The following is a 16,135-nucleotide window of genomic DNA, read 5'->3' as shown; positions in this document are numbered from 1 at the left end:
CCAACGGTGCTTTCGCAATGACACAGTCGACGCCAGACGTGGCAACCTTCCAGGGCCTGATCCTCGCCCTGCAGCAGTACTGGGCCGAACAGGGCTGCGTGATCCTGCAGCCCCTGGACATGGAAGTCGGTGCCGGCACCTTCCACCCGGCCACCTTCCTGCGCTCCATCGGCCCCGAGACCTGGAATGCCGCCTACGTACAGCCCTCCCGCCGGCCCACCGACGGCCGCTACGGCGAGAACCCCAACCGCCTGCAGCACTACTACCAGTTCCAGGTGGTGATGAAGCCATCCCCCGCCGAGTTGCAGGAGCTCTACCTGGGCTCGCTGAAGCGCCTGGGCCTCGACCCGCTGGTGCACGACATCCGCTTCGTCGAGGACAACTGGGAGTCTCCCACCCTCGGTGCCTGGGGGCTGGGCTGGGAAGTCTGGCTCAACGGCATGGAGGTGACCCAGTTCACCTATTTCCAGCAGGCCGGCGGCCTGGAGTGCTACCCGGTCACCGGTGAGCTGACCTACGGCCTCGAGCGCATCGCCATGTACCTGCAGGACGTCGACAGCGTCTACGACCTGGTCTGGACCATGGCACCGGATGGCACCCGCGTCAGCTACGGCGACGTCTATCTGCAGAACGAGCGCGAGCAGTCTGCCTACAACTTCGAGCACGCCGACGTGCCGGCGCTGTTCGCTGCCTTCGACCACCAGGAGCGGGAGTGCACCAAGCTGCTCGAGGCGTCCCTGCCACTGCCCGCCTACGAGCAGGTGCTCAAGGCCTCGCACACCTTCAACCTGCTGGACGCCCGTCACGCCATCTCGGTCACCGAACGCCAGCGCTACATCCTGCGGGTTCGCACCATGGCCCGTGACGTGGCCCACGCCTATTACGCATCACGCAAGGCCGCCGGCTTCCCGCTGGCCCCCGAGGCCCTGCGCAACGAACTGCTGGCCGACGCCGAACAGGGAGACGCATGAGCATGGCTGCCAACACCCTACTGGTTGAACTGGGCGTCGAGGAGCTGCCACCGAGCGCCATCGACACCCTCTCCGACGCCCTGGCCGAAGGCATCCGCCGCGGCCTGACCGAGGCCGAGGTCACCTTCGGCGAGGTGCTCGCCTATGCCAGCCCGCGACGCCTGGCGGTCCAGATCCGTGAACTCTCCGACAAGCAGCCCGACCGGGAGATCGAGCGGCGCGGCCCGGCGCTGGCCGCGGCCTTCAAGGACGGCCAGCCGACCAAGGCCGCCGAGGGCTTCGCCCGCTCCTGCGGCGTCATCGTCGACGACTTGATCCACCTGGAGACCGACAAGGGCACATGGCTCGGCCACCGCGAGCGACAGCCGGGCGAGGCCACCACCGCCCTGCTGCCCGCCATCGTCGAGAAGGCGATCGGCGCCCTGCCGGTGCCCAAGAACATGCGCTGGGGGGCCTCCCGGGTCGAGTTCTCCCGTCCAGTCCACTGGCTGGTGATGCTCTACGGCAGTGAGGTGGTCGAAGCCGAGGCCCTGGGCCTTCGCGCCGGCCGCACCACCCGCGGGCATCGCTTCCATGCGCCCGACGCCATCGAACTGGCCCATGCCGACGACTACCTCGCCGTGCTGGAGACCGCCTGGGTACTGGCCGACCGCGACAAGCGCCGCGAGCGCATCCGCGAGCAGGTGCTGGCCGAGGCCGAGGTCCAGGATGGCCTGGCGGTGATCGACGAGGAACTGCTCACCGAGGTCAGCGGCCTGGTCGAGTGGCCGGTGGCCCTGACCGGCAGCTTCGACGAGCGCTTCCTCGAGGTGCCGGCGGAGTGCCTGATCTCCTCGATGAAGACCAACCAGAAATACTTCCACCTGCTCGACGAGCAGGGTGGCCTGAAGCCGCTGTTCATCACCATCTCCAATATCGACAGCCAGGACCCCCAACAGGTGATCGAGGGCAACGAGAAGGTGATCCGCCCGCGCCTGGCCGACGCCGCCTTCTTCTACGACACCGACCGCAAGCGGCCACTGGCCAGCCACATCGGCGGGCTCTCCGGCGTGGTGTTCCAGAAACAGCTCGGCACCCTGGCCGACAAGGCGCACCGCACCGCCGCCGTGGCCGCCTTCATCGCCGGCCGCATCGACGGCGACGTGGCTCATGCCCGGCGTGCCGCGGAGCTGGCCAAGTGCGACCTGGTCACCGAGATGGTGCTGGAGTTCCCCGAGCTGCAGGGCACCATGGGCCGCTACTACGCCACCCACGACGGCGAACCCGAGGATGTGGCCGAGGCCCTGGAAGAGCAGTACCTGCCCCGCTTCGCCGGCGACGAGATCCCCCGCACCCGTACCGGCCTGGCCCTGGCGCTGGCCGACCGCCTCGACACCCTGACCGGCATCTTCGGCATCGGCCAGCGGCCCACCGGCACCAAGGACCCCTTCGCCCTGCGCCGTGCCGCCATCGGTGTGCTCAACATCCTGATCAAGGGCGAGCTCGCCCTCGACCTGCGCGAGCTGCTCGAACTGGCGGCCGCCCAGCACCAGGAACTGCCCTATGCCGAGTCCCTGGTCGATGAGGTGCTCGATTACATGCTCGACCGCTTCCGCGCCTGGGGCCAGGACGAGGGCATCGAGGCCGAGATCTATCTCGCCGTGCGGGCACGCCCGGTCACTCGGCCTCTCGACTTCGCCCGTCGCCTGCGGGCGGTACACGCCTTCGCCAGCCGCGAGGAAGCCGCCGCCCTGGCCGCCGCCAACAAGCGGGTCTCCAATATCCTCGCCAAGCAGGAGCACGACGGCTCGACACGGGTGGATGCCGCACTGCTCGAGGAAGCCGCCGAGAAGGCCCTCCATGCGGCCCTCGCCGAACGCCGCGAAACGGTGATGCCGCTGTTCGCCGAGGGGCGGTACCGCGAGGCACTGGACGCCCTGTCGAGCCTGCGCGAACCGGTCGACACCTTCTTCGACCAGGTCATGGTCATGTCCGAGGACGAGGCGGTCCGTCGCAACCGGCTGTCACTGCTCGCGGGCCTGCAGGCGCTGTTCCTGGAAGTCGCCGATATCGCCCAGCTGCAGCAGTAACCGGACTCCCCTCGCACAGGGCCGGCGAGATGGATTCGCCGGCCATTTTCATGCCCTGGTCCTGTTGCACATGTGCCCCCGCTGCCCCTCCACCAGGCGCCTCTCCGACATGGGATGTTTCACGTGGAACATCCTCCGGCCTCTCCCCAGGGCAATCGCAGATAGCAGCATTGCTCGGGGCTGATCCGCCGGCAGGCCTGCGAGGAGGCGCTGTTAACTCCTCCCATTGCTACCGACGCCCTGCTGCGCTTTCGCATCCTGCTCCGCTTGTAGGGCCGGTATTTGGCCATGGATGGCCAACCCGCTCGGCGGAATCTGCCTCCCCCTGGCGTAGGACCTCCTCTTCGGCCTGCCCCCGAACGCCCCGCGCGACAGTCAATTGCGATAGCCCTGCATCTCTCTCCGTCGCTTGGCAACCGGATGTTCCACGTGAAACACTGGGCACCCCCAGCGACTGATTCGTGACCTCCCCATGGCCAACCCACCCAAGCTCGTGATCCTCGACCGTGACGGCGTCATCAACCGAGATTCCGACTCTTACGTGAAGTCCCTCGACGAATGGCTCCCCTACCCCTCCGCCATTGCCGCCATCGCCCGGCTGACCCGGGCCGGCTGGACCGTCGCGGTGGCCACCAACCAGTCAGGTATCGCCCGCGGTTTCTACGACGAAGCCACCCTGGCCGCCATGCACGAGGAGCTCAGGCGGCGAGTCGCCGCGGCCGGTGGCGAGATCGCCCATATCGCCTACTGCCCGCATGGCCCCGAGGATGACTGCGATTGTCGCAAGCCGCTGCCCGGGCTCCTCGAGCAGATTCGCGATGCCCTGGAGCTCGAGAGCCTCGCGGGCAGCTGGATGGTCGGCGATAGCCTGCGAGACCTGCAGGCCGGCGAACCGCTGGGTTGCCGCCCGGTGCTGGTCAGGACGGGCAAGGGGGAACGCACACTGGCCAATGGCAAGGGCCTGGACGATGTTCTTGTCTTCGACGACCTGGCGGCCTTCGTCGACTGGCTCCTCGATACCCGATAGCTGCAGGCTGCAGGCTGCAAGCTGCAAGCTGCAAGCTGCAAGCTGCAAGCTGCAAGCTGCAAGCTGCAAGCTGCAAGCTGCAAGCTGCAAGCAATGCAGTGTAAGTGCTCCTGACAGACAAAAACCCCGCAGGCAAGCAGCCTGCGGGGTTTTTGTTCGGCCTTGGCGCGCGGCGCTCAGGAGTGTTTCACGTGAAACACCTCGGCTCAGACGTCCAGGTTGGCCACCAGGGCGTTGCGTTCGATGAAGTCACGGCGTGGCTCCACCTCATCGCCCATGAGGGTGTTGAACATCATGTCGGCGGCCACCGCATCCTCGATGGAAACCCGCAGCATGCGCCGCGTCTCCGGATTCATGGTGGTGTCCCACAGCTGGTCGGGGTTCATCTCGCCCAGCCCCTTGTAGCGCTGGATAGAGAGACCGCGCTGGGCCTCCCCCATCAGCCATTCCAGCGCCTGATAGAAGGTGGAGACCGGCTTCTGGCGCTCGCCGCGAGCCACATAGGCTCCCTCCTCCAGCAGGCCATCCAGGGTCTCGCCGAGACTGGCAATGATGCGGTAATCGGCGCTGGTGAAGAAATCGATGCCCCACACATAGTCGGTGGTCACGCCATGGGCGGTCAGGGAGACGGCGGGCAGGAAGAGCCCACGCTCGCTGTCTTCCTCGAGCCGGAAGGTGTAGCGCGGGCCACCCTCGTAGGCCACCAGGGCGTCCATTTCCGCCTGCAGATACTCGATCCAGTTCTGCATGGTGACACGGTCCTTGAGGCTCCTTTCGCCTTCCAAGTGTGCCGCATGGACGATTCGGCGCAGTACCTCCTTGGGATAGACCCGGGAGAGGCGATCGATCCGCTTCATCACGTCGCGGTACTGGTTGACCAGACTCTCGAGGCCCGCACCGCTGATGCCCGGCGCGTCCGGATTGACGTAGAGACGCCCCCCGTCCAGCGCCGTGGTGGTCAGGTAGTCGACCAGGGCCTGCTCGTCCTTGAGGTAGCTCTCCTGCTTGCCGCGCTTGATCTTGTAGAGCGGCGGCTGGGCGATGAAGACATGGCCACGCTCGATCAGCTGCGACATCTGGCGGAAGAAGAAGGTCAGCAGCAGCGTGCGAATATGGGAGCCGTCCACGTCGGCATCGGTCATGATGATGATCGAGTGGTAGCGCAGCTTGTCGGGATTGAACTCCTCGCGACCGATGCCGCAGCCGAGCGCGGTGATCAGGGTGCCCACCTCCGCCGATGAGAGCATCTTGTCGAAGCGCGCCTTCTCCACGTTGAGGATCTTGCCCTTGAGCGGCAGGATCGCTTGGGTGCGGCGATCGCGCCCCTGCTTGGCACTGCCGCCGGCCGAGTCACCCTCGACCAGGAACAGCTCGGAGAGGCTCGGGTCCTTCTCCTGGCAATCGGCCAGCTTGCCCGGCAGGCCGGCAATGTCCAGCGCGCCCTTGCGCCGTGTCATGTCGCGGGCCTTGCGCGCCGCTTCGCGGGCCCGGGCGGCATCGAGCATCTTGTTGACGATCGCCTTGGCCTCGTTGGGCTTCTCGATCAGATACTCGGAGAACAGGCGCCCCATCTCCTGCTCCACCGCGGTCTTGACCTCCGAGGAGACCAGCTTGTCCTTGGTCTGGGAGGAGAATTTGGGATCCGGCACCTTCACCGAAATGATCGCCGTCAGCCCCTCACGGGCATCGTCACCGGACGTGTTGACCTTGGACTTCTTGAGCAGCCCTTCTGCCTCGATATAGTGATTGAGGCTGCGGGTCAGGGCCGCACGGAAACCGGCCAGGTGGGTGCCGCCATCCCGCTGGGGAATGTTGTTGGTGTAGCAGAAGATATTCTCCGAGAAGGAGTCGTTCCACTGCATCGCCACCTCGACGACCACGCCGTCCTCGCGCTCGGCCTCGAAATGGAACACCGGGTTGAGTACCGTCTTGTTGGTGTTCAGGTGGTCGACGAACGCCTTGAGGCCACCCTCGTAGTGGAAGAGTTCCTCCTTGCCACTCCGTTCATCCATCAGGCGGATGGCCACGCCGGAATTGAGAAAAGAGAGCTCTCTCAATCGCTTGGCGAGGATATCAAAATGAAATTCGATATTGGCAAAGGTCTTCGGCGAGGGCCGAAAATGCACCCGGGTGCCGCTTTTCTCGGTCTTGCCGACCACCGCCAGGGGCGCCTGGGGCACGCCGTGGGCATAGATCTGCTCGTGAACCTGGCCGGCACGCCAAATGGTCAGCTTGAGTTCCTCGGACAGAGCGTTGACCACCGAGACGCCGACGCCATGCAGCCCGCCCGATACCTTGTAGGAGTTGTCGTCGAACTTGCCCCCCGCATGGAGCACCGTCATGATCACTTCGGCCGCCGACACCCCTTCTCCCTCATGCATATCGGTGGGAACGCCGCGGCCATTGTCGCTGACGGTGACCGACTCGTCGGGGTGGATGACCACACGGATCTCGCTGCAGTAGCCAGCCAGGGCCTCATCGATGGAGTTGTCCACCAGCTCGAACACCATGTGGTGTAGGCCGGTCCCGTCATCGGTGTCGCCGATGTACATCCCGGGACGCTTGCGTACGGCATCCAGCCCCTTGAGGACCTTGATGCTCGATGAGTCGTAAGCCTGTTCGCTCATTGACTACTCCGTCATGAAGTCTGTCTGTCCAGTGGCAACAACTGCCCTTCGCCCGAACTCGAACGTTTCACGTGAAACATCGTCACCGGGGTCTCGGGTTGCCACAGATCTACCAGGGCGTCGTGATCGACGCTGGTAATGAATACCTGGCAGTGCATTCTCTCCAACCAGTCGCAGAACACGCGCCGATGCTCGCTGTCCAGCTCGGCCGGGAGGTCGTCGATCAGGTAGACACAGGTTCGCCCCGTGCTCGCCTCGAGCAGTCGTCCCTGGGCCAGCTTGAGGGCGCTGACGACCAGCTTCTGCTGGCCCCGCGAGAGCACCTCCACGGCCGGCCGCCGCCCCAGCCGAATGCCGAGGTCGGCACGTTGCGGCCCCTGTTGGGTGAACCCCATCTGCCGGTCGGTTTCCCGTCCCTGGCGCAGGATATCGGCGAGTTCGCGCCGCCGGTCCCAGCCACGCGAGTAGCGAAGTCGCAGGTCCGGGAGCGGCAGCAGGCCTGCCAGGGTCTCCTCGAAGACCGGCAGGAAGGCTTCGATCCAGGCCGCCCGCAAGCCGTCGAGGCGCTCGCTCCAGCGCACCAGTTCCTGTTCCCAGACCGGCAGGGAACCATCGTTCATTCTACCATGCCTGAGCAGCGCATTCCGATGTTTCAGCGCCCGCCGCGCTCGCTGCCAGATGTCGAGGAACTCATGTTTCACGTGAAACACACCCCAGTCGAGAAACTCGCGCCGACCGGCCGGCGGCCCCTCGAGCAGGCGGAAGGCGTCGGGGTTGATCAACTGCAACGGCAGGGTCTCGACCAGCCGAGAGATACGCCCGATTCGCTCGCCGGCGAGGCGCATCTCCAGCTCCGGGACATCGCGATGGCGGCGCACCCCGAAGGGTACGGGGGGATCCCCGGCGAGGCGCCCATGCAGGGTCAACGCCTCGGCGTCATGGGCCATCACGTGACGCAGCTGGCGTGTGCGAAAGGAGCGGCCCATGCCGAGGATATGGATGCCCTCCAGCAGGCTGGTCTTGCCGCTGCCATTGGCTCCGGTGAGCAGGTTGATCCGGGGCCCGGGGCGAAGGTCGAGGGCCTGCAGGTTGCGCAGGCCCTGGAAGGTGAGACGATCGAGTGGCATGGGGTAGCGTGAGTCAGCCGGCGACGCCGAGGCGGCGCCAGACTCGTCAGAGACGCATCGGCATGACGACGTAGAGAGCGTCGCCACCGCCGGGTTCTTCCATCAGTGCGCTGCTGTTGGGGTCCGCCAGGGTCATCTGCACCCGGTCCTCATCCAGCGCGTTCAGCACATCGACCAGATAGCCGACATTGAAGCCAATCTCCATGGCCGCACCGCTGTACTCGATGCCTACGTTCTCCTCCGCCTCCTCCTGTTCGGGGTTGTTGGCCATCACGCGCAGGTTGCCCTCCTCCAGATGCAGGCGCACGCCACGATACTTCTCGTTGGAGAGAATGGCGGTGCGCGACAGCACCTGGCGCAGCTCGGCCCGATCGGCGATGAACACCTTGTCGCCACCACGAGGCACGACCCGCTCGTAGTCCGGGAACTTGCCGTCCACCAGCTTCGAGGTGAAGGTGAAGTCGCCGGTATGGGCGCGTACGTGGCTGGCTCCCAGGGTCAAGCTGACCGGCTCGTCGCCGTCATCCAGCAGGCGTGCCAGCTCGAGAATACCCTTGCGCGGCACGATCAGCTTCTGGGCGGGCTCGACCTGGACCTCCGTGGGCCGCGAACAGACCGCCAGGCGGTGGCCGTCGGTGGCCACGGCACGGACGAGGTTGGAGCGCAGCTCCAGCAGCATGCCATTGAGGTAGTAGCGCACGTCCTGCTGCGCCATGGCGAAGGAGGTGGCATCGATCAGGTGCTTGAGGGTACCCCGCGGCAGGCTGAGCTCGATACTGCCCTGGCTATCCTCGATGTTGGGAAATTCGGCCACCGGCAGGGTCGAGAGGGTGAAGCGGGAGCGCCCGCTGCGCAGCACGGCCCGACCGTCCTCCAGGGCGAGCTGGATCTCGGACTGGTCCGGCAGCGACTTGCAGATGTCCATCAGCTTGCGAGCCGGCACGGTGGCGGCCCCCGGCTCCTCGACCAGGCTCGCGGCGGTACGCCCGATCAGCTCGACCTCCAGGTCGGTACCGGTTAGCGACACCTGGTCCTGGTCGACCTGGATCAGCACGTTGGAGAGCACCGGCAGGGTCTGGCGTCGCTCCACCACGCCGGCGACCAGCGTCAGCGGGCGCAGCAGGGCTTCTCGGGAGATGGAAAATTTCATGTCGGCTCCACGTCTTGTCCTGAAGGGTTGCGGCCGGCGGCGGCTGTGGCCGGTCGATCGGCATCGCTGTTGTTGAGTCTCAAGGGGTCAAAGGCAGCAAACCTAGCTGGTCAGCAGACGCAGCAGGTTCTTGTAATCCTCGCGGATATCCGCATTCTCCTCCTGCAGGGCCTGTACCTTGCGACAAGCGTGCAACACCGTGGTGTGATCGCGCCCGCCGAAGGCATCACCGATCTCCGGCAGGCTGTGATTGGTCAACTCCTTGGCCAGCGCCATGGCCACCTGACGGGGTCTGGCCACCGAGCGCGAGCGCCGCTTCGACAGCAGGTCGGAGAGCTTGATCTTGTAGTACTCGGCCACGGTGCGCTGGATATTGTCGACACCTACCTGCTTGTCCTGCAGGGCCAACAGGTCCTTGAGCGACTCGCGAATGAAGTCCTGGGTGATCGGCTTGCCCATGAAGTGGGAGTCGGCGATTACCTTCTTCAGGGCCCCCTCCAGCTCGCGGACATTCGAACGGATCTTCTGGGCAATGAAGAAGGCGGCATCGTGCGGCAGCTCGACCTTGGCCTGGTCGGCCTTCTTCATCAGGATCGCCACCCGGGTCTCGAGCTCGGGCGGCTCGATGGCAACCGTTAGCCCCCAGCCGAAGCGAGACTTCAGGCGCTCCTCTACCCCACTGATTTCCTTGGGATAACGGTCGGAGGTGAGGATCATTTGCTGGCCGCCCTCGAGCAGCGCATTGAAGGTGTGGAAGAACTCCTCCTGGGAACGCTCCTTGCCGGCAAAGAACTGGATGTCATCGATCAGCAGGGCATCCACGCTGCGGTAGAAGCGCTTGAAGTCGTTGATGGCATTGAGCTGCAGCGCCTTGACCATATCGGCCACGAAGCGCTCGGAATGCAGGTAGACGACCCGCGCATTTTCGCGACGCCCGGCCAGGGCGTTGCCCACCGCATGCATCAGGTGCGTCTTGCCGAGCCCCACGCCACCATAGAGGAACAGCGGGTTGTAGGCCCCGCCGGGGTTCTCGGAAACCTGCCTCGAGGCCGCCCTCGCCAGCTGGTTGGACTTGCCCTCGACGAAGGTCTCGAAGGTGAAGTTCGGGTTGAGGCCGCTGTTGTGCTTGAGACTGCCCTCCACCTGGACCTGGCGCTCACCGGGGCGACGGCTGGCCATCCCCTCCTCGCGCAGCGCCTCGATCTCGCGCTCGTCACCCACACTCCCACGCGGTGGCACCTGGACCGCCGGCGCAACCGGCTGGCGGGGGCTGGCCGAAACCGGGTTGCCGAGTTCACGCGGCTGGGGCGCCGGCGTCGTGCGGCGACTGCCCACCGACAGCACCACCTTGGGTGGCTTGGCAGGCGACAGCTCCCGCATCAGCTCGCTGATGCGTTTGGCATACTTGTCGCTGACCCAGTCCCGGACGAACCGGTTGGGCGCCAGCAGACAAAGCTCATTGGACTCCCCCTCCTCCGCCTGCAACGGGCGAATCCAGGTATTGAACTGCTGTGAATTCAGTTCGTCCTGCAGGTAGTCCAGACACTGTTGCCAGAGAGCGAGCGACACGCGACCTCACCATTCATCGAAAAAACGACCGCCATTGTATCGCCCAGGGCCAAGGTTATCCACATGAGCCACCCCTTCATCCGCTGCTGTGGACAACCCGTCCCGGCCAGCGGGGAAACCTCCAAGATCCGCTTGGGACAGCTCGATCCTGTGGACGAGTGTTCTCGATCGTGCACCAACGATGAACAAGCCATCCGCAGGTCGTACGCGACTTGCCCACAGTCATTCAACAACTACAAGCTAATGATTCAGTTGAGTAATACGTGGATATCCACAGAAACTGTCCCCAGTATTGATAACAACATCATCTAAACATCTCCAATGATGATGATTGACTGTGTTCGTTCGAGGTCGCCGTCTCCCACCGGCCACCATGCGGCCGGCATCAACACAGGGCTATCGCAGATAGCAGCATTGCTCGGGGTGATCCGCAGGCCTGCCCCCGGCGCCCCTCGCTACAGTCAACTGCGATAGCCCTGAGCATCGACACGGAAAAATTGCACCGGCGCACCGAAATCACTACAATTTCCGGTCTTGAGCCGAATACCCCCGGATTGCGATGCGGAATCCGGACGCCTCGAAATTGCCGATTCTTCCTGAAAACCACGTGGGAATAACGAGTTATGAAACGCACCTTTCAACCCAGCGTTCTCAAGCGCAAGCGCGTGCACGGCTTCCGTGCCCGCATGGCCACCAAGAATGGTCGTGCCGTTCTGGCGCGTCGTCGCGCCAAGGGTCGCAAGCGCCTGAGCGCCTGAACGCGGACCGCACGTGTCCCGTCAGGACTTTCCCCGGCGTCTGCGGCTGCTGACGGCCGGGGACTATCGGCGTGTCTTCGATACGGCTGCGTACAAGGTCCATGGCAAGGGGTTGCTGGCACTGGCCACTCCCAACGACCTGGGACACCCTCGCCTCGGCCTGGTCTTCAGCAAGAAGAACGTCCGGCGAGCCGTCGACCGCAACCGTCTCAAGCGACTCGCTCGCGAGTCGATCCGGCTGCAGCAACAGCGTCTGCCCTCCGTGGATATCGTGATTCTGGCCAGGCGTGGCGTTCACGAGCTCGACAACGATAGCCTGCATCGCCAGCTTCACGGCATGTGGAAGCGTCTGGCGCGAGACGTGCAGAAGTCGAAGACCGACGACTGATGGGCCCAAGGTATCCTGCCACCTGCGCCGCCGAGCCTCGGCCGCGGCGTAGATCGGCCAGTCACGGAGTCTGCATGAGCGCCAACGCCTCTCGTCGGACGATCATCGACACCGCTGAGCCGAGTACCGAGGGTCAGCGTGCGGGGCCTAGGCTTTGTCCGAAAAGTCGGCGAGCGCAGGCAGTTTTCGGACAAAGCCTAGCCTGCCTTCGGCAGGCTTTCGTGTATATCGGGCGTGCGACCCGCACGACGCCATCGGAAAGTTCACCACCCATCGGGCAGACCCCTCATGGACGTAAAACGACTCCTCTTGCTGATTCCTCTGGCGGTGCTCGCCTACCTGATCGTCGTGCAGTGGAACCAGGATTACGGTCAGGTAGCGCCTGAACCGGCAGCCCCCTCCATCACCGCCGGAGCCCCTGGGGAGGAAACCGCCGCCCCGGCCGAAGGTGGCGACGACCTCGCGGTCCCGACGACTCCCCGGGCCGAAGGCGACATGGGCCAGGAAATGCCCGGCGAGCCGGCCACGACCAGTCGCAGTCGCGACCTGGTGGCCGTGATCACCGACGTGCTGGATGTGCGCATCGATCCCCAGGGCGGTGACATCGTCTATGCCGCCCTGCCGCAGCATCGCTTCACGCTGAACTCCGACCGCCCCTACGTGCTGCTTTCCGACAGCGAAAGCCGCAGCTACGTGGCCCGTTCCGGACTGCAGCTCGATGGACACGCCGGCCGCATCTCCTTTACTCCCGAGAGCACCGAGTACCGCCTGACCGAGAACGACAATCGCCTCGAGGTGGACCTCGCCGCCGAGGTCAACGGCGTCGACCTCATCAAGCGCTTCACCTTCGAGCGCGGCAGCTATGCCGTGGACGTGAACTACTACCTCGCCAACCGCAGCGAAGAGCCGGTCAACGCCCGCTTCATCGGCCAGTTGGCCCGGGACAACAGCCCCGACCCCTCCAGCGGCCCGGCCCTTGGCATGCGCTCCTACCTGGGCGCCGCCTACTCCTCGCCGGATGACCGCTACCAGAAGGTCGACTTCGAGGACATCCAGGCCGGCAAGTTCCCGAACCGTGACGTCGAGGGCGGCTGGGTCGCCATCATCCAGCACTACTTCGTCTCCGCCTGGGCCCCCCCCCAGAACCAGCAGAACCTCTACTACGCCGCTACCGACTCGCAGAGTCGCAACGTGGCGGCCTTCGCCGGCCCGATCAGCAGCGTGGCCCCGGATGGCGAGGCGCGGCTGGGTGCCACTTTGTACATGGGACCCAAGGTCCAGGACTACATGGAAACCGTGGCCCCCAACCTGCGCCTGACCGTGGACTTCGGCTGGCTGTGGTTCATCGCCAACCCGCTGTTCTGGCTGCTCGACCAGATTCACGACCTGATCGGCAACTGGGGCTGGTCGATCGTGCTGCTCACCGTCCTGGTCAAGCTGGCCATGTGGCCGCTCTCGGCCAAGGCCTACAAGTCCATGGCGCGCATGCGCAAGCTGGGCCCGGAGATGCAGCGTCTCAAGGAGCAGTACGGCGACGATCGCCAGAAGATGTCCCAGGAGATGATGAAGTTCTACCAGAAGGAGAAGATCAATCCTCTGGGCGGCTGCCTGCCGATCCTGGTGCAGATGCCGGTGTTCATTGCGCTCTACTGGATGCTGCTCGAGTCCGTCGAACTGCGCCATGCTCCCTTCATGTTCTGGATCCAGGACCTGTCGGTGAAGGATCCGTTCTTCATCCTGCCGATCCTGATGGGCGCCTCGATGTTCGTGCAGCAGTTGCTGAACCCGACCCCGCCGGACCCCATGCAGGCGAAGATCATGAAGATGCTGCCGGTCGTCTTCACCTTCTTCTTCCTGTGGTTCCCGGCCGGCCTGGTCATCTACTGGGTGGTCAACAATGTCATCTCGATCGCCCAGCAGTACGTGATCACGCGCAAGATCGAGAGTGACCCCAGCGTGGGCAAGGGCATGAAGACCAAGTGACCCGGCCCCGCCCAGAGCCCCCAGACCCCCGCCCCTGGCGGGGGTCTGGCGTTCATGGGGCCCGGTGCCGACAATGACCCACGACGCGACGAGGAGAAGACGATGCCCGAGCCCCTTTACGTCCAGGACACCATTGCGGCACTCGCCACCCCGCCGGGGCGTGGCGGCGTGGGCATCATTCGCGTCTCCGGGCCCGCCTGTGCGGCAATCGCCGAGACGGTGGTCGGGCACTGCCCTGCCCCGCGCCGTGCCCACTACGGCCCCTTCCAGGGCCAGACCGCGGTGATCGACGAGGGCATCGCGCTCTACTTCGCCGGCCCCCACTCCTTCACCGGCGAGGACGTACTGGAACTGCAGGGGCATGGCGGGCCGGTGATCATGGACCTGCTGCTCGAGCGCTGCGTGCAGCTGGGCGCGCGCCTGGCGCGCCCCGGCGAGTTCTCCGAGCGTGCCTTCCTCAACGACAAGCTCGACCTGGCCCAGGCCGAGGCCATCGCCGACCTGATCGATGCCAGCTCGCGCACCGCCGCCGAGAATGCCCTGCGTTCACTGCAGGGCGAGTTCTCGCGCCGGGTCGAGGCCCTGGTGCAGCGGCTGATCGAGCTGCGCATGTACGTGGAGGCGGCCATCGATTTCCCCGAGGAGGAGATCGACTTCCTCGCCGACGGCCGGGTCGCCGAGATGCTCGCCGGGGTGACCGCCGAACTGGCCGAGGTGCGCGCCGCCGCCGGCCAGGGCGCGCTGCTGCGCGAGGGCATGAGCGTGGTGATCGCCGGCCGCCCCAACGCCGGCAAGTCGAGCCTGCTCAATGCCCTCACCCAGCAGGAGACCGCCATCGTCACCGAAATCGAGGGCACCACCCGGGACGTGCTGCGCGAACATATCCACATCGATGGCATGCCACTGCACGTGATCGATACCGCCGGCCTGCGCGATACCCCCGATGCGGTGGAAAGGATCGGCGTGGCCCGTGCCTGGGACGAGATCGAGAAGGCCGACCGTGTGCTGTTGATGGTCGACGCGGCCACCACCGACGTCACCGATCCCATGGCCATCTGGCCCGAGTTCGTCGCCCGCCTGGCCGATGCTTCGCGCCTGACCCTGGTGCGCAACAAGATCGATGCCAGCCACGAGCCCCCGGGCATCGACTCGTCCACAGCCCCCCCGGTGATTCGGCTCTCGGCGAAGACCGGACAGGGTGTGGATAACCTCAAGGAGCACCTCAAGGCGGTGATGGGCTATGCGGCCACCACCGAGGGCCGCTTCTCGGCGCGACGGCGCCATCTGGATGCCCTGGACCGGGCGAAGCGAGCGCTCACCAACGGCGAGGCGCAGCTGGCTGGCTACGGCGCCGGTGAGCTGCTCGCCGAGGACCTGCGCGAGGCCCAGCAGGCGCTGGGCGAGATCACCGGCGAATTCAGTGCCGACGACCTGCTCGGCGAGATCTTCGGCAGCTTCTGCATCGGGAAATAGCGGCATTCATCTCCCCCCGCAGTCGGCGCCGAAGCGCCGGCCCACCCAACGGCTGCTCGGCGATACCTTCGGCTGCTTCTGCATTGGCAAGTGATGTCGGCCCCTTCCCCTACTCCCCCACCCACCAGTCACTGCGATGGCTGGCGGTCTCGCCCAGCAACGCCGTGACGGGCGCCATGGCGGCGGCGAGCCGTTCGTCGAGCCCCCAGGGCGGGTTCACCACCAGCATCCCGCTCCCGTGCATCCCGTGCTCGTCCGTGGCGGGTTCGCGCAGGGTCAGTTCGCTGCGCCAGATCTTGCGCAACCCACCGTCGCGCAGCCCGGCCAGCAGCTCATGGTGACGCCCGGCCGGCAGCAGCGGGTACCACACCAGCATCACGGCGTGGCGCACCTTGCGCATCGCTTCCAGCAGCGCCTCCGCCACCTCGGCGTATTCCGACTTGCGCTCGTAGCTGGGATCGACCAGTACGCAGAGCCGCGGTGTCGAGACCGGCAACCGCCGCCGGAGCCCCTGCAGGCCATCGCCATGGATGCGCTGCACATTGTCCGGCAGGCGCTGACGAGCGAGATGCTCGTGCTCTCCCGGGTGCAGCTCGAACAGCATCAGGCGGTCCACCGGGCGCAGCCGCTGCGCCAGCCACCAGGGAGAGCCAGGATAGTGATCCAGCTCTCTCTCGTGCTGCTGCACCTCCGCCAGCGACGCCAGCCAGCCATTGAGCAGCGGCTCCGCCGCCAGCGCCTGGCGCGCCTGCCAGAGCGGCGCCACCCCCTGCCGGTACTCCCGCAGCTTCCTCGTCTCCTCCGCCAGCAGGGGGTAGACGCCACGACCGGCATGGGTATCGATATACGTAATGGCTGAATTCTTACGTAATAAATGATCGATGACCGCAAAGAGCGTCAGGTGCTTGTGAACGTCGGCGAAATTGCCGGCATGGTAGGCGTGCTGGTAGGAAAGCATGGATCGACATCCGTGATTCGGCAAGCAACGGGCCC

12 protein-coding genes are annotated in these 16,135 nt (G+C 65.5%); 7 read left to right on the top strand and 5 right to left on the bottom strand.

The annotated features are described in order from the left end of the window. The first annotated feature begins 17 nt into the window (after positions 1 to 17). From glyQ to gmhB, 3 genes are all read left to right on the top strand, one after another. Positions 18 to 971, top strand: a complete 954-nt coding sequence (gene glyQ, locus CR157_RS15580; protein WP_110284432.1) for a glycine--tRNA ligase subunit alpha — start codon at positions 18 to 20, stop codon at positions 969 to 971. A 2-nt stretch (positions 972 to 973) separates the two neighbouring features. Further along, a complete protein-coding gene (gene glyS, locus CR157_RS15575) occupies positions 974 to 3,040 on the top strand; it encodes a glycine--tRNA ligase subunit beta (RefSeq protein ID WP_110284431.1) in 2,067 nt (688 codons plus the stop codon). A 472-nt stretch (positions 3,041 to 3,512) separates the two neighbouring features. Beyond that, complete coding sequence (gmhB, locus tag CR157_RS15570; protein WP_110284430.1) at positions 3,513 to 4,067, top strand: D-glycero-beta-D-manno-heptose 1,7-bisphosphate 7-phosphatase; 555 nt, start codon at positions 3,513 to 3,515, stop codon at positions 4,065 to 4,067. Between the two features lie 206 nt (positions 4,068 to 4,273). On the opposite strand, the gene gyrB is transcribed toward gmhB, so the two are convergent. The 4 genes from gyrB to dnaA form a co-directional block, all read right to left on the bottom strand. Continuing rightward, positions 4,274 to 6,694, bottom strand: a complete 2,421-nt coding sequence (gene gyrB / locus CR157_RS15565) for a DNA topoisomerase (ATP-hydrolyzing) subunit B (protein ID WP_110284429.1) — start codon at positions 6,692 to 6,694, stop codon at positions 4,274 to 4,276. Positions 6,695 to 6,705: 11 nt separating this feature from the next. Further along, positions 6,706 to 7,821 (bottom strand): DNA replication/repair protein RecF, encoded by a 1,116-nt coding sequence (recF, locus tag CR157_RS15560; RefSeq protein WP_110284428.1) that lies wholly within the window; start codon positions 7,819 to 7,821, stop codon positions 6,706 to 6,708. Between the two features lie 46 nt (positions 7,822 to 7,867). Beyond that, positions 7,868 to 8,971, bottom strand: a complete 1,104-nt coding sequence (gene dnaN / locus CR157_RS15555; RefSeq protein WP_110284427.1) for a DNA polymerase III subunit beta — start codon at positions 8,969 to 8,971, stop codon at positions 7,868 to 7,870. Positions 8,972 to 9,073: 102 nt separating this feature from the next. Beyond that, a complete protein-coding gene (gene dnaA, locus CR157_RS15550; RefSeq protein ID WP_110284426.1) occupies positions 9,074 to 10,540 on the bottom strand; it encodes a chromosomal replication initiator protein DnaA in 1,467 nt (488 codons plus the stop codon). A gap of 623 nt (positions 10,541 to 11,163) precedes the next feature. On the opposite strand from dnaA, the gene rpmH reads away from it, so the two are divergent. The 4 genes from rpmH (at position 11,164) to mnmE (ending at position 15,142) form a co-directional block, all read left to right on the top strand. Beyond that, positions 11,164 to 11,298 (top strand): 50S ribosomal protein L34, encoded by a 135-nt coding sequence (rpmH, locus tag CR157_RS15545; RefSeq protein ID WP_010626003.1) that lies wholly within the window; start codon positions 11,164 to 11,166, stop codon positions 11,296 to 11,298. A gap of 13 nt (positions 11,299 to 11,311) precedes the next feature. Further along, complete coding sequence (rnpA, locus tag CR157_RS15540) at positions 11,312 to 11,686, top strand: ribonuclease P protein component (RefSeq protein WP_110284425.1); 375 nt, start codon at positions 11,312 to 11,314, stop codon at positions 11,684 to 11,686. A 288-nt stretch (positions 11,687 to 11,974) separates the two neighbouring features. Then, on the top strand, positions 11,975 to 13,669 hold the full coding sequence (yidC, locus tag CR157_RS15535) for a membrane protein insertase YidC (RefSeq protein WP_110284424.1): 1,695 nt from the start codon (positions 11,975 to 11,977) through the stop codon (positions 13,667 to 13,669). 102 nt (positions 13,670 to 13,771) lie between these two features. Continuing rightward, positions 13,772 to 15,142 (top strand): tRNA uridine-5-carboxymethylaminomethyl(34) synthesis GTPase MnmE, encoded by a 1,371-nt coding sequence (mnmE, locus tag CR157_RS15530; RefSeq protein WP_110284423.1) that lies wholly within the window; start codon positions 13,772 to 13,774, stop codon positions 15,140 to 15,142. 109 nt (positions 15,143 to 15,251) lie between these two features. Here mnmE and CR157_RS15525 read toward each other — a convergent pair whose 3' ends face one another. After that, complete coding sequence (locus tag CR157_RS15525) at positions 15,252 to 16,100, bottom strand: 23S rRNA (adenine(2030)-N(6))-methyltransferase RlmJ (protein ID WP_110284422.1); 849 nt, start codon at positions 16,098 to 16,100, stop codon at positions 15,252 to 15,254. Positions 16,101 to 16,135 lie beyond the last annotated feature (35 nt).

This window comes from Halomonas sp. LBP4 (genome assembly GCF_003202205.1).
GTDB classification, from domain to species: domain Bacteria; phylum Pseudomonadota; class Gammaproteobacteria; order Pseudomonadales; family Halomonadaceae; genus Halomonas; species Halomonas flagellata.
Note: the sequence above shows the minus strand (reverse complement) of the source record. Positions and strands in the feature narration are given on the sequence as shown.